The sequence below is a fragment of the Fibrella aquatilis genome (assembly GCF_017353255.1).
In the GTDB taxonomy this organism is placed as follows: Bacteria; Bacteroidota; Bacteroidia; order Cytophagales; family Spirosomataceae; genus Fibrella; species Fibrella aquatilis.
Genome location: NZ_JAFMYU010000011.1, coordinates 59,901 through 78,185 on the forward strand (window position 1 = coordinate 59,901; position 18,285 = coordinate 78,185).

General features: G+C 50.5%; 21 protein-coding genes. All 21 read left to right on the plus strand.

The features are described 5' to 3' along the window. Position 1: 1 nt before the first annotated feature. The 21 genes from rpsE (at position 2) to J2I48_RS14735 (ending at position 18,284) form a co-directional block, all read left to right on the plus strand. Entirely contained in the window at positions 2-517 is a 516-nt protein-coding gene (gene rpsE / locus J2I48_RS14635) for a 30S ribosomal protein S5 (RefSeq protein ID WP_207336215.1), read from the plus strand. A 12-nt stretch (positions 518-529) separates the two neighbouring features. After that, positions 530-709, plus strand: a complete 180-nt coding sequence (gene rpmD, locus J2I48_RS14640; protein WP_207336216.1) for a 50S ribosomal protein L30 — start codon at positions 530-532, stop codon at positions 707-709. Positions 710-721: 12 nt separating this feature from the next. Then, positions 722-1,204, plus strand: coding sequence for a 50S ribosomal protein L15 (gene rplO / locus J2I48_RS14645; RefSeq protein WP_207336217.1), 483 nt, complete (start codon positions 722-724; stop codon positions 1,202-1,204). Between the two features lie 43 nt (positions 1,205-1,247). After that, complete coding sequence (gene secY, locus J2I48_RS14650) at positions 1,248-2,564, plus strand: preprotein translocase subunit SecY (protein ID WP_207336218.1); 1,317 nt, start codon at positions 1,248-1,250, stop codon at positions 2,562-2,564. A 14-nt stretch (positions 2,565-2,578) separates the two neighbouring features. Further along, entirely contained in the window at positions 2,579-3,406 is an 828-nt protein-coding gene (gene map, locus J2I48_RS14655) for a type I methionyl aminopeptidase (protein ID WP_207336219.1), read from the plus strand. A 7-nt stretch (positions 3,407-3,413) separates the two neighbouring features. Further along, positions 3,414-3,632, plus strand: coding sequence for a translation initiation factor IF-1 (gene infA, locus J2I48_RS14660; RefSeq protein ID WP_018618718.1), 219 nt, complete (start codon positions 3,414-3,416; stop codon positions 3,630-3,632). A 14-nt stretch (positions 3,633-3,646) separates the two neighbouring features. Then, entirely contained in the window at positions 3,647-3,763 is a 117-nt protein-coding gene (gene ykgO / locus J2I48_RS14665; RefSeq protein WP_009284800.1) for a type B 50S ribosomal protein L36, read from the plus strand. Positions 3,764-3,769: 6 nt separating this feature from the next. Beyond that, positions 3,770-4,147, plus strand: a complete 378-nt coding sequence (gene rpsM / locus J2I48_RS14670; RefSeq protein ID WP_207336220.1) for a 30S ribosomal protein S13 — start codon at positions 3,770-3,772, stop codon at positions 4,145-4,147. Positions 4,148-4,259: 112 nt separating this feature from the next. Beyond that, the gene (gene rpsK / locus J2I48_RS14675; protein WP_207336221.1) at positions 4,260-4,655 is read left to right on the plus strand and encodes a 30S ribosomal protein S11; all 396 of its coding nucleotides are present in this window, start codon (positions 4,260-4,262) and stop codon (positions 4,653-4,655) included. A gap of 133 nt (positions 4,656-4,788) precedes the next feature. Beyond that, the gene (gene rpsD, locus J2I48_RS14680; protein WP_207336222.1) at positions 4,789-5,394 is read left to right on the plus strand and encodes a 30S ribosomal protein S4; all 606 of its coding nucleotides are present in this window, start codon (positions 4,789-4,791) and stop codon (positions 5,392-5,394) included. 78 nt (positions 5,395-5,472) lie between these two features. Next, the gene (locus J2I48_RS14685; RefSeq protein ID WP_207336223.1) at positions 5,473-6,462 is read left to right on the plus strand and encodes a DNA-directed RNA polymerase subunit alpha; all 990 of its coding nucleotides are present in this window, start codon (positions 5,473-5,475) and stop codon (positions 6,460-6,462) included. A gap of 89 nt (positions 6,463-6,551) precedes the next feature. Further along, positions 6,552-7,391, plus strand: a complete 840-nt coding sequence (gene rplQ, locus J2I48_RS14690; RefSeq protein WP_207336224.1) for a 50S ribosomal protein L17 — start codon at positions 6,552-6,554, stop codon at positions 7,389-7,391. 94 nt (positions 7,392-7,485) lie between these two features. Next, positions 7,486-8,592: a glutamine-hydrolyzing carbamoyl-phosphate synthase small subunit gene (gene carA, locus J2I48_RS14695; protein WP_207336225.1), complete on the plus strand. Its 1,107-nt coding sequence runs from the start codon at positions 7,486-7,488 to the stop codon at positions 8,590-8,592. Positions 8,593-8,740: 148 nt separating this feature from the next. Then, positions 8,741-8,962: a DUF2158 domain-containing protein gene (locus J2I48_RS14700; RefSeq protein ID WP_207336226.1), complete on the plus strand. Its 222-nt coding sequence runs from the start codon at positions 8,741-8,743 to the stop codon at positions 8,960-8,962. A gap of 17 nt (positions 8,963-8,979) precedes the next feature. Further along, positions 8,980-9,459: a hypothetical protein gene (locus tag J2I48_RS14705; protein ID WP_207336227.1), complete on the plus strand. Its 480-nt coding sequence runs from the start codon at positions 8,980-8,982 to the stop codon at positions 9,457-9,459. 39 nt (positions 9,460-9,498) lie between these two features. Next, on the plus strand, positions 9,499-11,160 hold the full coding sequence (gldG, locus tag J2I48_RS14710; protein WP_207336228.1) for a gliding motility-associated ABC transporter substrate-binding protein GldG: 1,662 nt from the start codon (positions 9,499-9,501) through the stop codon (positions 11,158-11,160). Positions 11,161-11,258: 98 nt separating this feature from the next. Next, a complete protein-coding gene (gene dnaN, locus J2I48_RS14715; RefSeq protein WP_207336229.1) occupies positions 11,259-12,467 on the plus strand; it encodes a DNA polymerase III subunit beta in 1,209 nt (402 codons plus the stop codon). Between the two features lie 178 nt (positions 12,468-12,645). Next, positions 12,646-13,038: a VOC family protein gene (locus J2I48_RS14720; protein WP_207336230.1), complete on the plus strand. Its 393-nt coding sequence runs from the start codon at positions 12,646-12,648 to the stop codon at positions 13,036-13,038. 213 nt (positions 13,039-13,251) lie between these two features. Further along, positions 13,252-14,124: an ABC transporter ATP-binding protein gene (locus J2I48_RS14725; RefSeq protein WP_207336231.1), complete on the plus strand. Its 873-nt coding sequence runs from the start codon at positions 13,252-13,254 to the stop codon at positions 14,122-14,124. Positions 14,125-14,131: 7 nt separating this feature from the next. Beyond that, entirely contained in the window at positions 14,132-14,539 is a 408-nt protein-coding gene (locus J2I48_RS14730) for a four helix bundle protein (protein ID WP_207336232.1), read from the plus strand. 76 nt (positions 14,540-14,615) lie between these two features. Continuing rightward, on the plus strand, positions 14,616-18,284 hold the full coding sequence (locus tag J2I48_RS14735) for a M1 family aminopeptidase (protein WP_207336233.1): 3,669 nt from the start codon (positions 14,616-14,618) through the stop codon (positions 18,282-18,284). The last annotated feature ends 1 nt before the right edge of the window (position 18,285 follow it).

Sequence of the window (18,285 nt, forward strand, 5' to 3'; positions counted from 1 at the left end):
AATGGTATCGAACGTAAGACCTTCAAAAGTAAACGAGGCTGACCTGAAAGAGCGCGTAGTAGCCATCAACCGGGTTGCCAAGGTAGTGAAAGGTGGTCGTCGCTTCAGCTTTGCGGCCATCGTAGTAGTTGGCGATGGCAATGGTGTAGTTGGTTATGGCCTGGGCAAAGCCAACGAAGTAACCGACGCTATTACCAAAGGTGTTGAAGACGCCAAGAAAAACCTGTTTCAGATTCCTTTGCTGAAGCGTACAGTTCCCCACGAAATGGAAGGCCGTTTTGGCGGCGGTTTTGTGTTGGTAAAGCCAGCTGCTCCGGGTACGGGTGTTATTGCAGGCGGTGCCATGCGTGCTGTACTGGAAAGTGCAGGCATTCATGACGTATTGGCCAAGTCGAAAGGCTCGTCGAACCCGCACAACGTAGTGAAAGCTACGATTGATGCCCTCATCAAGATGCGGTTGCCGCATCAGGTAGCATTCCAGCGCCAGGTGTCGTTGAAGAAAGTATTTAACGGTTAACCCAAAACAGGCATGGCACAGGTACGAATCACACAGGTGCGTAGCACCATTAAGCGTCCTAAAACACAAAAGCTGGCTATCCAGTCGTTGGGTTTGGGTAAGATCAACCGGAGCATTGTGCTGGATTACAATCCATCCATTGCCGGTGTGATTAACAAGGTGCAACACCTTGTTACGATTGAACATATTTAATCACTAACTGACATGAATCTTAATAACATTAAGCCGGCAAAAGGGTCAGTTCAGCAGCGCAAGCGAGTCGGTCGCGGTCAGGGTTCCGGTATGGGCGGAACATCTACCCGTGGCCACAAAGGTGCACAGTCGCGCTCTGGCTACAGCCGCAAGCTGAACTTTGAAGGTGGTCAAATGCCCCTTCAGCGTCGCTTACCAAAATTTGGGTTCACTAACCCTACCCGCGTTGAGTACAAGCCTATCAATCTGGATACGCTCCAGGAGTTGGTAACAAATGCCAACGTCACAGTTGTCGACCTTGCTTTCCTGCAGGAGCATGGTTTCGCAGGTAAAAGAGACCTTATTAAGGTGCTTAGCCGTGGTGAAATCACATCAGCTGTAGAAGTGTCGGCTCATGGCTTCTCAGCAGCGGCTAAAGAAGCTATCGAGAAAGCAGGTGGTAAAGTGACTATTATTAGTCAAATTGCTAAAGCTGCGACACCGGAAGCTGTCTAAATTTCTCATCGAATAAACCCACCGGTAGCAACTGACCCGTTGTATGAACCGATTCATCGAGACCATTAAGAATATTTTTTCAATAGAGGAGTTGAGGACCCGTATTCTCAACACTTTGTTGTTTATAACGGTCTTCCGGTTAGGGACGCACATTGTGCTGCCTGGCGTTAACCCAGACCGTTTGAACCTGCGTCCGCAAGGGTTGCTGGGACTACTTGATGCATTTGTGGGTGGAGCCTTTAGTAAGGCCTCTATTTTCGCATTGGGTATTATGCCCTATATCTCGGCATCGATCGCTATTCAACTGCTGACGCTGGCGTTGCCTTACTTCCAGAAAATGCAGAAGGAAGGTGAGTCGGGCCGGAAGAAGTTAAATCAGATCACCCGGGTGCTGACTATCCTGGTTACTGCCGTTCAGGCCGTGACTTATATTCAGACAACCATTCCGGTTGAGGCGATGATGATTGACCGTACGTTGTTTACTATCGCATCGGTTTTCCTGCTCACCGCCGGCACTATCTTCTGTATGTGGCTAGGCGAGCGGATAACTGATAAAGGCATTGGCAATGGTATTTCGATGATCATCATGATCGGTATCGTTTCCCGTTTTCCCGGTGCTATCATTGGTGAAGCCCAAACCCGTGGTACTTCGCAGATCTTCATCTTCTTTATTGAGATGGTAGCCCTGTACTTCGTGATCATGGGCGCTGTGTTGTTAACGCAGGCTGTACGTCGCATTCCAATTCAGTACGCCAAGCAGGTGGTAGGCAATAAAGTAGTAGGCGGTCAGCGGCAATATCTGCCACTGAAGTTGAACGCTGCTGGTGTGATGCCCATCATCTTTGCGCAGGCACTGATGTTCATTCCAGGCTTTATGTTCGGTTTGGGTGCTGAGAAGAGCGAGACGGTTGCCAACATTGCCAACGTGTTCGGCGATTACACTTCATGGCAGTACAATTTGCTCTTTGCGTTCTTAATCATTGTGTTCACGTTCTTCTATACGGCTATCTCCGTCAATCCGACGCAGATATCGGATGATATGAAGCGGAGCGGTGGTTTCATTCCAGGTGTTAAGCCAGGTATTGCTACCTCCGAATACATTGGTACTGTACTTGACCACATCACCCTGCCAGGTGCAATCATGCTGGCGATGGTAGCTATTCTGCCTTCGTTTGCCAGCAAACTTGGCATGACAACAGCCTTTGCTGCCTTCTTTGGTGGCACGTCGCTACTGATCATGGTGGGGGTTGTGTTGGATACGCTGCAACAAATTGAGAGTTATCTGTTGATGCGTCGTTACGAAGGGCTGATGAAGTCAGGTCGAGTAAAGGGGCGTACAACTGATGCAGTGACGGTTTAATCTGTGCTGGTAGTATGATCTATTTGCGGAGCGACGAGGAGGTTGAGATCATTCGGCAGAATGGACAAGTGCTTGGAAAGGCTCATGCTGAAGTGGCTAAGCTGATTCGGCCAGGGGTCACTACGAAGGAACTTGACGCCGTTGCTCAGACGTTCATTAAGGATAATGGGGGCATTCCCTCGTTTTTGAACTTCAATAATGGCACTGCCACCCGGTTTCCGGGTGCTTTGTGCATCTCCGTCAATGAAGTAGTAGTACATGGTTTTCCCAGCCATTACGAACTGAAAGATGGTGACATTATTTCGGTAGACTGCGGTGTACATAAGCATGGTTATCATGCCGATAGTGCTTATACATATCCAGTTGGGGAAGTAAGCCTGAGTGTGCGAAAGCTGTTAATGCGTACCAAAGAATCATTGTACGTAGGCATTGCAAAAGCTATTGATGGCAATCGGATTGGTGACATTGGCTATGCCATTCAAGCCTACGCTGAGCACCACGGGTATAGTATAGTGCGCGAACTGGTTGGGCATGGCGTAGGGTCAAACTTGCATGAAGAGCCGCAGGTACCAAACTACGGAAAGCGTGGACAGGGAGTGAAGTTGAAAGACGGCATGGTACTGGCTATCGAACCAATGATAAACTTTGGTAAGAAAGGAGTTGTGCAAGAGCGGGATGGGTGGACAATACGTACGGCCGACCGTAAGCCTTCGGCTCACTTTGAGCATACCGTGGCAGTGCATAAAGGGAAAGCTGATGTACTTACCACGTTTGAATACATTGAAGCAGTGACGGCCAACACGAGTTTAGCCATCGAGTTGAACGAGACTGCTGCGGTTTAAGGCAACTATGGCGAAGCAAAATTCGATTGAACAGGATGGTATCATTCTCGAAGCATTGTCAAACGCAATGTTTCGGGTTGAGTTGGCCAACAAGCATGAAGTGATTGCACACATATCGGGTAAGATGCGGATGAACTACATCAAGATCCTGCCCGGTGACCGTGTGAAGTTGGAGATGTCGCCTTATGATTTGAGTAAGGCGCGGATTGTGTACCGGTACAAGTAAAATGACTAGCAACCATGAAAGTCAAAGCGTCGATTAAAAAGCGCAGTGAAGACTGCATCGTGATCCGTCGGAAAGGAAAACTCTACGTGATCAACAAAAAGAATCCCCGTTACAAACAAAGACAAGGTTAAGCACACATGGCACGTATTGCAGGTGTTGACATCCCCGATAAGAAGCGCGGCGCTATTTCGCTGACGTACATCTACGGTATCGGTCGGAGCGCAGCGAAAACGATCCTGACGAAAGCAGGCGTCGACGAAAACAAGAAAGTAAGCGAGTGGAACGACGATGAGTCGAGTGCCGTTCGTAACGCGATCAGTAACGAATTCAAGGTGGAAGGTGCCCTCAAGTCAGAGGTGCAACTAAACATCAAGCGTTTGATGGACATTGGCTGCTACCGTGGTCTGCGTCACCGCAAAGGGCTGCCCGTTCGTGGTCAGAAAACCAAGAACAACTCACGCACCCGGAAAGGCAAGCGTAAGACGGTTGCAAACAAGAAGAAGGCAACGAAATAAGTAAATGGTCATTCATAGTCATTGATCGTCATTTGTTGTCATTGGTTGTGTTTTAGCAATGAATGACCACTAATGACAATGAATGACAACCGAATGACGATTATCTAAGCAAATGGCACAAGCAAAACGTAAGGATAAAGCGAAGAAACGCATTGTCGTAGTTGAATCAGTTGGTCAGGTACACATCCGGGCTACGTTCAACAATATAATCATCTCGGTAACGAACATGAACGGTCAGGTGATCTCATGGGCATCGGCTGGTAAGATGGGTTTCCGGGGTTCTAAGAAGAACACCCCTTATGCCGCGCAAACTGCGGCACAAAACTGCGCTCAGGTAGCTCACGAATTGGGTATGCGCAAGGCAGAAGTATTTGTGAAAGGACCAGGTGCCGGTCGTGAATCAGCCATCCGGACGATTCAGAACACGGGCATCGAGGTGACTACAATTCGGGACATTACGCCCCTGCCACACAATGGTTGCCGCCCTCCAAAGCGTCGGCGCGTTTAAGTACAATCAGTTGATTTGCAAGTATTTGGTTGTCGTAGTATCTATAACAGTCAGGTAGTTGCCGCAGCGATGAATACGAGCGGGCGACATTGAGTTGTGTCCGTTCCTTGTTTCACATTATTCATTTCACATAATGGCACGTTACACTGGCCCCAAGGCCAAAATTGCCCGTAAGTTTGGTGAGCCGATCCTCGGACCCAGTAAAGCCTTACAGAAGAAGAATTATGCGCCCGGTATGCACGGCCGTGGCCGGAAGCGCAAAACGTCGGAGTATGCTGAGCAGCTCCAGGCGAAACAAAAAGTAAAATATATCTACGGTATTCTGGAGCGTCAGTTCCGGGGCCTGTTCCATCGTGCCGCCGTTAAGGAGGGCATCACGGGTGAAAACCTGCTGAAGTTGTGCGAAGCCCGTCTGGATAACACGGTATACCGCTTGGGCATTGCGCCTACGCGCCGTGCGGCCCGTCAGTTGGTAGCTCACAAGCACATCATTGTTGATGGTGAAGTAGTTAACATTGCTTCTTATTCGTTGAAACCCGGCCAGATCATTGGTGTACGTGAGAAATCGAAGTCGCTGGAAGCTGTGACGACTAGCTTGTCGGCCCGTAATGCCAAACGGTACAACTGGCTGGAGTGGGATCAGCAGCAGTTGGCAGGTACGTTCATCAGTTTCCCTGAGCGTGACCAGATTCCTGAGAATGTCAACGAGCAGTTGATCGTTGAATTGTATTCGAAGTAATAGTCAGCAGTAGGCTCTGATTCGTCTGGCTGCTACCCACTGTACACTTATTTTTTAGGTTGTTAACCACGAAAACGTATGTCAATATTAGCTTTCCAAATGCCCGATAAAGTCGTCATGGAAAAATCCGACGATTTTCACGGTGTGTTTGAGTTTAAGCCTCTCGAAAAGGGATACGGCGTCACGATTGGCAATGCGTTACGGCGCATTTTGCTCTCGTCACTGGAAGGCTATGCCATCACCAGTGTCAAGTTCCCCGGCGTGTTGCACGAGTTCTCTTCGATAGAAGGTGTGGTTGAAGATGTTACAGAGATCATTCTGAACCTGAAAATGGTTCGCTTTAAGAAAGTCTCTGATATGGTCGATAACAAGATCACGGTCAATATCAAAGGGCAGTCGGTGCTGAAGGCAGGCGACATCACAAAGGCTACGGCCTCGTTTGATGTGCTCAATCCAGAACTGGTTATCTGCCACATCGATAATACCCGTGACCTGGAAATGGAGATTTTCGTGGAAAAAGGACGAGGCTATGTGCCGTCTGACGAACCACGGGCCAACGAACTTCCATTCGGCCACATTCCTATGGATGCTGTTTACACGCCGGTCAAGAACGTCAAATTTGGCGTTGAAAACACTCGTGTGGAGCAAAAGACCGACTATGAAAAGTTGGTACTTGATATTGAAACCGACGGGTCTATTCACCCGGAGGAAGCCCTAAAAGGTGCTGCTCACATCCTGATTCAGCACTTCATGCTGTTCTCAGATCAAACCATGACCTTCGATACGGTGAAGCCGGAAGAAGATAATGTGGTTGACGAAGAGATGCTGCACATGCGCAAACTGTTGAAAACGTCGCTGTCTGATCTGGACCTGTCGGTTCGGGCTTACAACTGCCTGAAATCAGCTGAGGTGCGTACGCTGGGTGATCTGGTTCGTCTGGAGATCTCAGATATGATGAAGTTCCGCAACTTCGGTAAGAAGTCACTGACGGAATTGGAGCAACTAGTGGCTGATAAAGGCCTGACGTTCGGCATGGACGTGGCTAAATATCGTTTAGACGAAGACTAAAAGGAAGTTCAACGTTCAATGTCTACTGTTCAATGTTCGGTAACGAGCTACATTAAACGTTAGACCTTAAATCTTGAACTCATTTCACAATGAGACACGGTAAAAAAGATAATCACCTCGGCCGGACCCATTCGCACCGCGAAGCTATGTTGTCGAATATGGCAGTTTCGCTGATTATGCACAAGCGGATTGAGACCACGGTGGCGAAGGCGAAAGAACTTCGCAAATTCGTTGAGCCTATTCTGACGCGTGCCAAAGAAGACAACAACCAGAACCGGAAAATTGTCTTTAAAACCCTCAACCATAAAGAGGGTATGAAAGAACTGTTTGGTGAGGTGTCTGACAAAATTGCGACACGTCCCGGTGGTTATACGCGGATCATCAAGCTGGGCACCCGTAAAGGTGACGGTGCTGATACCTGCCTGATCGAACTGGTTGATTTCAACGAAGCGCTGCTGACGGCTGCTACTGAACAGGCTACTGCCAAGACGCGCCGTAGCCGTCGGGGTGGTTCAGGTCGCAAGGCCGATGGTACTACGGCCGCTCCTGTGGCTGCTGAAGAGGCTTCTTCGGCTGAGGTAGTAGCTGACGAAGCTCCTGCTGTTGACGCTGCAACGGTTGCCGAAACCGCACCTGTAGCTGATGCTTCTGCGGCTGGTGCTGATGACCTAACCATTGTGGAAGGCATCGGTCCTAAAATTGCCGAATTGATGAATAACGCTGGCGTCACCACGTTTGCTCAACTGGCCGATGCCAGTGACGAAACTGTACAGGCTGTTCTGACAGAAGCTGGCCCACGTTACAATGTTCACGACGTATCAACCTGGAACGAACAGGCGGCGTTGTTGCGCGATGGCAAAATGGACGAATTCAAGGCGTTGACAGACCGGCTTAAGGGCGGTAAAGACCAATCGGAATCGGCTGAGTAGTGAACGAACCAATCGTTATACAGAAACTGGGTTAGCCGTTTATCGGTTAACCCTTTTTTTTAGTCATTTCAACAACCCACAAACAAACTTGCCCATGACACGGCCACAACATGCTGAGGCATTGCTGGTTTTGCAGGATGGTACCGTATTGCACGGCCACGCGCTCGGAAAAATTGGCACCGCCGGTGGTGAAATCTGCTTTAATACAGGCATGACCGGCTATCAGGAGATCTATACCGACCCGTCCTATTTTGGCCAGATAATCATCAATACTACTTCACACATTGGCAATTACGGTGTGCAGCTGGGGCTGGAAGAAGAGTCGGCGGGGGTGAAGATCCGGGGTATGGTGTGCAACTTCTTCTCGCAGACCTATTCGCGGCACCTGGCCGACGAGTCGTTGCAGCAGTATTTCGAGCAGGCCAACATTGTGGGTATTCACGGCATTGACACCCGGCAGTTGGTGCGGCACATTCGCGACAAGGGTGTGATGAACTGCATCATTTCGTCAGCCATTTTGGACCCGGCTGTGCTGCTGGCCGAGCTGGCGAAGGTGCCTGACATGAACGGTCTGGAACTATCGTCGGAAGTATGTACGCAAGAGACCTACGAGTTGGGTAGCACCGACGTGGCTGAGCGGTTTAAGGTGGCAGTACTGGATCTGGGCGTGAAGAAAAGCATTGTGCAGAACCTGGCTAACCGGGGTGCCTATTGTAAAGTATTCCCCGCAAAAACGCCGTTTGCCGAGCTGCAAGCCTGGAACCCCGACGGCTATTTTATCTCGAACGGCCCCGGCGATCCGGCTGCCATGCCTTATGCTGTGGAGACTGTGAAGCAGGCTTTGGATACCAACAAGCCTCTTTTTGGCATTTGCCTAGGCCACCAAATACTGTCGTTAGCTAGCGGTATTTCGACCTACAAAATGCACAACGGCCACCGGGGACTGAACCACCCCGTGAAGAACCTGATCACGGGCTTGTGTGAAATAACGTCGCAGAATCATGGCTTTGCTGTAAAGGCCGACGAGGTGCAGGACCACGCGAATGTGGCCGTGACGCACGTTAACCTGAATGACAAGACTATTGAGGGAATCCGGCGGACAGACAAACCAGCTTTTTCGGTGCAATACCATCCCGAAGCCTCACCCGGTCCGCACGACTCGCGCTATCTGTTCGATGATTTTGTGCAGCTGATGGAGTAGGATGAAAAGCAATGTATGTAGCATAGAAGTTTTAAAATTTCCATGCTACATGCATTGCTTGCAATAGATTCTTTATATACTTTTATTGAAACCAATTCTGATTGGTGTAAAAACCTGCCTGAATGTCTATATATAACACCTTGTACCAATGAGAGATGTAAGAAGGGGAAGCATTGTGCAGCTTTTAAGTGGAGGTCCTAAAATGACAGTTGACTCATTTGAAAAGAAACTCGAAGGCCCTAGTCTAATGAAAGCAAAACGGGTTGATGATGAATCACTTGTTATATGCAAGTGGTTTGAAGACGGTAAGCTAAAAACAGGCACTTTTTCGGCAGAATCACTCATCATAGTTGATCAGCAAGACTTGTGAGTTAATCTCATGTACGTTTGAATGATGAAACTTGGTTTCTGATAATAACCATTGAGCATATTAAAAATGAAATTGACATGGGATTATTTGATTTTTTAAAACCTAAAAAGAAAAAGCAAGTTTTAACTTTTTACTCTGAAAGGCTAACAGACGTAGAAAAAGTATCAATTAATTTGATGATGGTATTTATCGTAACGCATTTAGGCCAAAGAGTTGCTCATAGTGAAGAAAAGAAATTCGTTACCATTGTAAGTAATGAAATACTTGGTTTAAATAATCAGATTATCTCTAACTTGAAAGGTGAAAATTTTGATTATACTAAAGTAGTATACTCACTTGAGCTTGAAAACAAAAAATTTTTTGCAGGAACATTTATAGAGTTAGCTAATATTATCAAAGATCAGTCTGTTATGAAGCTTGTGGCAGTTATAGTAGAGGACATGGGATTATCATTTGAAGATGTGGTTAAGGAGCACTATAAAGGCATAAATATGTAAATTCTCCATTGTACAAAATGCAGTGTTCAAACTAACAATATGTTAAGTAGTGCTAGATTATTTGTCTTATTTTTATTCGGCCTGCTTTTACTGAACGTACTATCAGCGTTTGTGTATTCGCGTATTGACCTCACGGCCGATGCGCGCTATACGCTCTCTGATGGGACGCGGACGTTGCTGGAAAATTTGCCCCAACCGGTACACATCGACGTGTTTTTAACGGGCAATCTGCCACCAGGTTTTAAGCGGCTGGAAACGGCTATTCGCGAAAACCTGGAAGAAAGCGAGGCCATTGCCGGTGCCAACTTAAGCTACCGCTTCGTAGACCCATTGCTGGGCACAAAAGCAGAGCAGGAGAAGCGGCTGATCAGGTTGGCTGAACTGGGGCTGCAACCCACTAATTTGTTTGCCAACGAAGGCGGTACCCGTACCGAGCAACTGATTGTACCGGGGGCGGTGGTCAGCTACGCAGGCAAGCAGGTGGGGGTATTGCTGCTGAAAGGCAACAAAGACGCCACGCCCGCTGAGCAACTGAATCAGTCTTACGAGGGTGTAGAGTATCAGTTGGCGTCGGCCATACGGCGCATCACCCAGCCGGTGGGCAGTCGGCGGAGGGTAGGGTTACTGTTTGGCCATACGCAGGTATCTCCCGAACGGTTCTCAGATCTGCTGGCTACCGTGCAGGAAACCTACGACCTGTTTTTTGCCGATTTAGGTAAACCTGGCCCACTTACCGACCTCGACGCCCTGCTGGTGCTGAAACCCGACCGACCTTTTTCGGAGCAGGAGGTGTATAAGCTGGATCAGTACGTAGTGAACGGCGGCCATGCCCTGTTTTTTGTGGATGGGCAACGAGTAGACAGCGTCAGCCGGGATGGCACGTTTGCGCAACCGCTGAATCTGGGCCTGAATGACCTGTTTTTTCGGTGGGGTGCCCGCGTGAATCAGAACGTGATAAAGGATTTGTCATGCGCCGTAATTCCGATGGATGTGGGCAATCTGGGCGACAAACCTAACATTCAACTGGTGCCGTGGCGGTTTTATCCGGTGCTGAATTCGTTTGGCAATAGTCCCATTACCCGCAACCTCGACAGGCTCTATGGCCGGTTTATCAGCACGCTGGATACGGTACAGGCACCGGGTATTCAGAAAACGATGCTGGTACAAACGTCGCCCTATACGAGCGTGCTGAAAGTGCCCGCCTTGATTGCGTATAATGAAGCCCGGCAACAGCCCGACCCTAAGACTTATACCAGCGGCACACGACTGGTGAGCGCCCTGTTTGAAGGATCGTTCACGTCCGTTTTTGCCAACCAACTCCTGCCCGATTCACTGATGAAGACTTTCCGGGCCACTGGCAAGCCTGGCGGTGTGCTGATTTGTGCCGACGGTGATCTGGTGGTAAATGATGTAGACTACAAACGAAAAACGCCCCTACCGCTCGGCTATGACCGGTTTACGCGTACCCAGTTTGCCAACAAAGACTTTGTGCTCAATGCGATTGACTACCTCACCGACCCCAATGGCGTGATTGCGGCGCGGGCGCGGGTGGTGCCGCTTCGGCCGCTGGATGGTATTCGGGTGAAGGCCGAACGAACTTACTGGCAGGGGCTTAACGTGCTGGGACCTCTGGCCCTGGTTGCCTTTGCCGGCCTTTGCTGGACGGTTATAAGGCGGCGTAAGTATGGGCAAAACGCGTAGAAAATACCTGCCCACAAATAGCCAAAACCCCTTCGGAAAGGGCGCGTTTTTTGCTACTTTTGTTTTATACTCTATTTACTGGCTAAAGCCCTAATCGCATGAAATTCCTCGTTTCTTCGTCCGTTCTGCTCAAAAACCTGCTGACTATCAACGGGGTAGTGGCGACCAACCCGATTGTCCCGATTCTGGAAAATTTTCTCCTGCGTATCGACGCCGCAGCAGACCATAGCGGAGACAGTGCTGCGGGTATGCTAACCGTGACTGCTTCGGATCTGCAAACGACGATGACCACCCAGATTCCGGTGGACGCGTCGGAGGGAGGGTCCATCGCCATTCCGGCCAAACTGCTGCTCGACACCCTGCGCAGCCTGCCCGATCAGCCAATTACGATCAATATCAACACCGAAACGTTTGGCACCGAAATCCTGACCGATAATGGCCGGTACAAGATTTCGGGCGAAAATCCGATTGATTTCCCCAAGATTCCGTCGGTCAACAAAAATCTGTCGGTCGAACTCTCGTCTGACGGGCTGCTGAGCGCCATCAACAATACTGTTTTTGCTACCAGCACCGACGACCTGCGCCCCGCTATGACGGGTGTGTATCTGCAATTGAGTGCCGACGCAGCCGGAGCAGGCACGGCCACGTTTGTGGCTACCGACGGCCACCGCCTGATTCGGTACCGGCGTAACAACATTTCAACATCAACTACCCCCGCCGCCGAACGGTCGCTGATTATTCCGCGCAAGGCGCTGTCGCTGTTGAAAGCGGCCTTACCCGAGGGCGTTCCCGTGCAGGTCGACTTAAGTCAGGCTAATGCGTCGTTCACATTTGGCGCGGGTGGTGCCCCGTCGACGCAGTTGATTTGCCGCCTGATCGATGAGCGTTTTCCGGATTATGAGAACGCCATTCCGGCCAACAACACCAACGTAATGACCATTGGCCGCGCCGATCTGCTCAACTCGCTGAAGCGGATTATGATCTACGCCAACCGTACTACGCATCAGATTCGGTTGTCGCTGAAAGGTAAGAACGGCCCATCGCCTACATTGACGATCTCTGCTGAAGACCTTGACTACGCGAACGAAGCCAACGAGAAGCTCATGTGCGACTACGACGGCGATGATATGGAGATTGGTTTCAACGCCAAACTGATGGCCGAGATGCTGAGCAACCTGAGCGCCAAGATGATCTCGCTGGAAATGTCGGCACCCAACCGCGCCGGCCTCATTATTCCTGCCGACAAGGAGGAAGACGAAGAGATCCTGATGCTTGTAATGCCCGTGATGCTGAATACCTACGCCTAACGGTCTGTTAACTGACGCATTTGATTTGAACAGCGCTGGCTCCGGTCAGCGCTTTTTTTGTGGAAACATATTGGTTAGAATTGGCTCGACGTAAAAAGATTACGTTGATGGCGGCTCACCTTTGTATCTGACAAGCACTTAGCCGAGTGGCTTTTTGTGCTTACTAAACGACAAACAAATGGAACAGCTAAAAGCGACCATCAACAAAGCCTGGCCTTATCAGCAGGATAGTCTGAACCTGCCTGTCAATGACCTCGAAGCAGCGTTGCCTTTTTACGAGAAAACGATGGGGTTCCAGCTTGTATCGCGCACCGATCAACCACGTAAATCTGCCATTATAGCCAGGGATCAGGTTCAAATCGGTTTAGCCGAAAATGGGGGTGACCCCGGCCAGAATGGTTGTTTCTTTGACGTAGATGATGTGGCCAACGCGTTTGCCGAATTGACCGCCAACGGCCTGCCAGTTGAGCAGCCCAACTACACGTTTCAACAGCATGGCGACGTGCGGTGGAAGGTCTTTTTTGTGGTGGCGCCTGATGGCCTCTGTTACTGCTATGGGCAGAGGCAATAGATAGAGAATGAGGTTGTGGGAGCGCTGACGGGTGTCAGCGCTTTTTTTATAATCTATTCGGTTGACAAATAATACACTGGCAAACGAGATGATTAAGCATTGTTAACTACAACCGCACATCCCCGATTACAACCGATAGCACCGAAAATGCATCAGGGTTGCGAGTAGATGCCTAGCATTGAACCAAGATCATCCGTCAACCAACCCTTTTCTATGGAACTCGTCATCCAAAATCTCTCAAAAACATATGCCAACGGGGTCCGCGCCCTCGACAACGTGTCGCTTACTATTCCGACGGGGATGTACGGTCTGCTGGGCCAGAACGGCGCGGGCAAATCGACGTTAATGCGCACGCTGGCTACGCTGCAAGATGCCGACAGCGGCACGGCTATGCTGGATGATCTCGACGTGCTAAACCAGAAAGAGACCGTGCGGCGTACCCTGGGCTATCTACCGCAGGAGTTTGGCGTATATCCCCGCGTGTCGGCGAGTGAACTGCTCGATCATTTTGCCATGCTGAAAGGCGTGATTAACGGCAAGCAACGGGCGCAGTTGGTAGAGGCGCTGCTGCACCGGGTAAACCTCTGGGACGTGCGCAAAAAGGCCGTCAGCAGCTATTCAGGGGGTATGAAACAACGATTTGGCATTGCGCAGGCGCTCATTGGCGAACCCAAACTGATTATCGTAGACGAACCCACGGCTGGCCTTGACCCCGGCGAACGGAATCGATTTTATAACCTGTTGTCGGAGATTGGCGAGAATGTAGTGGTGATCCTGTCTACCCACATTGTGCAGGATGTGATGGAGCTATGCAACAACATGGCCATCATTCACCAGGGCCGGGTGCTGTTTGGCGGCACGCCGCAGGCCGCTGTCAATGGCCTGTCGGGTAAGATTTGGGCCAAGTCTATCAATAAATCCGACTTGCCCACCTACCAGCAAACGCACACGGTGATCTCGAGCAAGCTGGTGGCGGGAAAACCGCAAATCCACGTCCTGAGCGACATTGACCCCGGCGATGGGTTCCGCGCTGCCGAGCCGGACCTGGAGGATGTGTTCTTCAGTGAATTAAGAATTAAGAATTAAGAATGAAATGGCTGACGTATCACCTATTCCAAGCTTGTTAAAAGATGAGAATATTCTTCTTCAAAAGTCATTTGACTTCGCGCTTCGCATTATAAAAATGTATCAATGGTTGATCGAAAAGCATCGAATTTATTCGTTAGCCGATCAAATTTTGCGAAGTGGTACGTCAATCGGGGCCAATTCAGAAGAGGCTATTGGAGGTTACAGCATCAGAAATTTTGCTGCAAAAATTGGTAATTCATACAAAGAGGCAAGAGAAACCCGCTATTGGCTTCGATTACTGTATGGCTCCGGGTATATCGAAAAACCGATGTTTGACTCAATGCTGTCTGATTGCGAAGAACTAATCCGCATCCTTGGCTCAATCAAGAAAACAACACAACATAAAATCAGAATGGAAACAGACAAAAAGTGAGATCGCATTTATTAAAGTCCAACCCCTAATGCTGCTACACTGGTGGACTAATTCTTAATTCTTAATTCTTAATTAGATGTTCCTCCACCTCTTCAACTTCGAAATCCGGTATTGGCTGCGTCAGCCGATGGTCTGGATATTCATGCTCGTCAACATTATCATGTTTGCCTGGGCAGCCGCATCTGATGACCTCACCATTGGCGGGTCGTTTGGCAATGTGTACAAGAATGCACCCTTTGTCATTCAGAATCAGTATGGTGTCTGGACCATCTTTGCGCTGCTGATGACCACCGCGTTTGTGCAAAACGCCGCCCTCCGCGACTTCACCTACAACAGCCACCAACTCGTTTTCTCGTCGCCTATCCGCAAACTCGATTACCTCGCGGGGCGGTTTCTGGGTGCGTTTTGCGTGGCGTTGATCCCGTTTTTGGGCATCTCTATCGGCGTGCTGCTGGGTACACTCATCGGGCAGCTGACTGGCTCGGTAGAGGCCGAGCGGTACGGGCCGGTGGTGTGGTCGGCGCACGTCAACAGCTTCCTGACGTTTGCGGTGGGCAACACCTTTATTTCGGGAGCATTCATTTTCATGCTCGCCGCCTTGAGTCGCTCAACGGTGGTGGCGTTTGTGGGGGCGGTGGTGCTGCTGGTGGCGCAGGTAACGGCCTCTAACCTCACCGGCGACCTCGATAATGAGCAACTGGTAGCTTATTTCGACGTGCTGGGCTTTGGACCATTCGGGCTGGTGACGAAATACTGGACCGTGGCCGACAAGAACACACGCTCCGTTGGCCTGCTGGATGGCTACATGGGCATCAACCGGCTCATTTGGGTCGGTGTGGGGCTGCTGCTGCTGGTCATCACTTACGTCCGGTTCTCATTTAGCGAGCGGGCGAGCAGCGGTGGTTGGTTTAAGCGCCGGAAAAAGGCAGACAGCCTGCCTACCGATGCTGTCGGATTGGCCGTTTATGGTCAGGTGCAGGCCCTGCCCCGTGTAGCAATAGCAACGGGCACTAATGCACAGCTGGCGCAGCTTTGGCGCGTAGCAAAAACCGACTTCAATGGCACCATTCGTGGGGTAGCGTTCCTGGTGATTTTGCTGCTGGGGCTGCTGAACATGGGTTTTTCGCTCAAATTTTCTGACAACTTCTACGGCCTGTACTCGTTTCCGATCACTTACAACGTAATCCAAATTATTCAGGGTACGATGGGCATTTTCCTTTTTGCCATCATTATTTTTTACTCCGGCGATCTGATCTGGAAGGAGCGCGACGCCAACCTCGATCAGATATACGATGCCACACCCCACCGCAACTGGAGCGTGTTTCTGGGCAAGCTGGTAGCCATGATTGGCGTGGTGATGGTGATTCAGGCGCTGTGCGTGCTGGCGGGTATTGTGGCCCAAACGCTGATGGGCTACACCGTTTATGACCTGAAGCAGTACCTAGTATCCTTTTTCGCAATTGGCTTGTTGCGGCTTATTCCCATCATTGTACTGTCGATGCTCGTGCATACGCTGGTGAACCAGAAGTACGTGGCATTTTTTGTAGTAGTGGTCATCCTGATTGCCAATGGCTACATCTGGGGTCCGCTAGACGTGCAGAGTAACCTTGCCCAGTTCAATGCGTCGCCCGATTCTACCTACTCCGATATGAACGGCTGGGGGCCTTACATAGCCGCGCTGGCGTGGTTTCGTGCCTACTGGCTCCTGTTTACGGCCCTGCTGTGCGTGATAGGTGTGCTCTTTTGGGTACGGGGAAAAGATACCGCCTGGGCCTCACGTTGGCATGAAGCGAAGCGAAATTTTGTAAGCCCGAACAACCAGCCGCTGCGGCGCGTGGCAGTTGGTGTTTTAGCCGTTTGGGTGCTGCTGGGAGCGTTTTTGTTCTACAACACCCATATCCTGAATTCGTACGTAACCCCAAATGTGCAGAAGAAACGGGAGGTGGCCTATGAGAAAACATACAAGAAGTATGAACATCGGCCACAGCCTCGCATTACCGACGTCAGCTACGACATTGACCTCTACCCAGATGAGCGTGAGCTGCTGGTGCGGGGAACGATGCAGCTTAACAACAAGACCAGCGTAGCCATCGACTCGCTGCACATTGGGGTGCCCAACCGGATGGACTATACGATCACGGTTGCCGGAGCCAAACGCGTACTTCATGATTCGCTGTTGCAGTATGGCATCTATAAACTGGCTCGACCCATGGCTCCCGGCGATTCGATCATGCTGAGCTGGACGGCACACCACAAAACGCAAGGCATTGAAAATGAAGTGTCTATGGTGCAGCAGATTAACCAGAATGGCTCATTTTTCAATAACATTGACATTTCGCCGCTGATTGGCTACCAGAAAAATGGGGAGATGACTAGTAGAAACGACCGCAAAAAATACGGCCTTCCCGAACGCGCCCGAATGCCCAAATTGGAACGAAACCGGGATGGAGGTCCCTGCACCGACGACTGCATGGACAGCTACATTGGCGGCCATTCAGACTGGGTCAACGTGCGCACCACTATCAGCACTGCGCCTGATCAGATAGCAGTGGCTCCTGGTTCGTTGCAAAAAGAGTGGACAGGCAAGGATGCGCAGGGACGAGCCCGGAAGTACTTCAGCTATTCATTGGATCACCAGTCGCTGAATTTCTATTCGTTTCTGTCGGCCCGGTATCAGGTAAACCGCAGCAAGTGGAACGGCATCGACGTAGAGGTGTATTACGATAAGCAGCACCCCTACAATGTGCGCAACATGAGCGAGTCTATTAAGCAGTCGTTGGCTTACTATACCCAGAATTACGGACCCTATCGGCACAAGCAGGCCCGCATTATCGAGTTTCCGCGGTATGCATCGTTTGCGCAGGCGTTTCCGGGCACCATGCCTTATTCGGAGAGTATTGGCTTCATTGCCAAGATAGACCCCGAAACGGACGTCGATATGGTGAAGTATGTGGTAGCTCACGAGATGGGGCACCAATGGTGGGCGCATCAGGTGGTGGGAGCCGAAATGCAGGGGGCCACGCTGCTGTCGGAGACGATGGCGCAGTATTCGGCCCTGATGGTAATGCAGAAAGCTTACGGACGCGACCGTATGAAACGTTTCCTGGGCTACGAATCGGACCGGTATCTGGGTGCGCGGGGCAGCGAAGCTGAGAAGGAAGTACCGCTGGAGAAAGTGGAAAACCAGGGCTACGTGCACTATAACAAGGGTAGTCTGGTGATGTTCAACATGAAGGAGTTCATTGGCGAAAAAGCCGTAAACAATGCCCTTCACGACCTCACGGGCGCATTTGCCTACCGGCAGCCGCCCTACCCAACGTCGTACGAACTGGTAGATCGTCTTCGCAAAAACACCCCCGACAGCCTGCAATCGACTATTTCGGACCTGTTCGAGCAGATCACGATCTACGATAACCGCGCCACCGCTGTTTCGGCCAAAAAGCGCAACGACGGGCAGTATGACGTAATCGTAACTGTGCAGACCGCCAAGCTCCGCGCCGACTCACTGGGCCGCGAAACACCCCTGCCGCTCAATGACCTCATCGATGTGGGCGTGTATGGCAAACCGGCAGCGGGCAAGAAGATTGGCAAGTTGCTGGCCATACGGCGCTTACGCATGAAAGCCAACACGGGTACTTACGCTTTCGTAGTAAAAGAACAACCTCACGAAGCAGGCGTTGACCCCCTCAGCTTCCTGGCCGACCGCATCCCCGCCGACAATTTGAAGAAGATAACGGGATTGTAGT

What these genes read in the sequence shown, in the direction of transcription:
- J2I48_RS14700 (WP_207336226.1), top strand. Translation starts at nt 8,741, where the DNA reads ATGAGAGATGTAAGAAGGGGAAGCATTGTGCAGCTTTTAAGTGGAGGT.
- J2I48_RS14735 (WP_207336233.1), top strand. Translation starts at nt 14,616, where the DNA reads ATGTTCCTCCACCTCTTCAACTTCGAAATCCGGTATTGGCTGCGTCAG.
- infA (WP_018618718.1), top strand. Translation starts at nt 3,414, where the DNA reads ATGGCGAAGCAAAATTCGATTGAACAGGATGGTATCATTCTCGAAGCA.
- rpsK (WP_207336221.1), top strand. Translation starts at nt 4,260, where the DNA reads ATGGCACAAGCAAAACGTAAGGATAAAGCGAAGAAACGCATTGTCGTA.
- J2I48_RS14730 (WP_207336232.1), top strand. Translation starts at nt 14,132, where the DNA reads ATGGCTGACGTATCACCTATTCCAAGCTTGTTAAAAGATGAGAATATT.
- J2I48_RS14720 (WP_207336230.1), top strand. Translation starts at nt 12,646, where the DNA reads ATGGAACAGCTAAAAGCGACCATCAACAAAGCCTGGCCTTATCAGCAG.
- rplQ (WP_207336224.1), top strand. Translation starts at nt 6,552, where the DNA reads ATGAGACACGGTAAAAAAGATAATCACCTCGGCCGGACCCATTCGCAC.
- rpsE (WP_207336215.1), top strand. Translation starts at nt 2, where the DNA reads ATGGTATCGAACGTAAGACCTTCAAAAGTAAACGAGGCTGACCTGAAA.
- rpmD (WP_207336216.1), top strand. Translation starts at nt 530, where the DNA reads ATGGCACAGGTACGAATCACACAGGTGCGTAGCACCATTAAGCGTCCT.
- secY (WP_207336218.1), top strand. Translation starts at nt 1,248, where the DNA reads ATGAACCGATTCATCGAGACCATTAAGAATATTTTTTCAATAGAGGAG.
- J2I48_RS14725 (WP_207336231.1), top strand. Translation starts at nt 13,252, where the DNA reads ATGGAACTCGTCATCCAAAATCTCTCAAAAACATATGCCAACGGGGTC.
- rpsD (WP_207336222.1), top strand. Translation starts at nt 4,789, where the DNA reads ATGGCACGTTACACTGGCCCCAAGGCCAAAATTGCCCGTAAGTTTGGT.
- ykgO (WP_009284800.1), top strand. Translation starts at nt 3,647, where the DNA reads ATGAAAGTCAAAGCGTCGATTAAAAAGCGCAGTGAAGACTGCATCGTG.
- J2I48_RS14685 (WP_207336223.1), top strand. Translation starts at nt 5,473, where the DNA reads ATGTCAATATTAGCTTTCCAAATGCCCGATAAAGTCGTCATGGAAAAA.
- map (WP_207336219.1), top strand. Translation starts at nt 2,579, where the DNA reads ATGATCTATTTGCGGAGCGACGAGGAGGTTGAGATCATTCGGCAGAAT.
- carA (WP_207336225.1), top strand. Translation starts at nt 7,486, where the DNA reads ATGACACGGCCACAACATGCTGAGGCATTGCTGGTTTTGCAGGATGGT.
- rplO (WP_207336217.1), top strand. Translation starts at nt 722, where the DNA reads ATGAATCTTAATAACATTAAGCCGGCAAAAGGGTCAGTTCAGCAGCGC.
- rpsM (WP_207336220.1), top strand. Translation starts at nt 3,770, where the DNA reads ATGGCACGTATTGCAGGTGTTGACATCCCCGATAAGAAGCGCGGCGCT.
- gldG (WP_207336228.1), top strand. Translation starts at nt 9,499, where the DNA reads ATGTTAAGTAGTGCTAGATTATTTGTCTTATTTTTATTCGGCCTGCTT.
- dnaN (WP_207336229.1), top strand. Translation starts at nt 11,259, where the DNA reads ATGAAATTCCTCGTTTCTTCGTCCGTTCTGCTCAAAAACCTGCTGACT.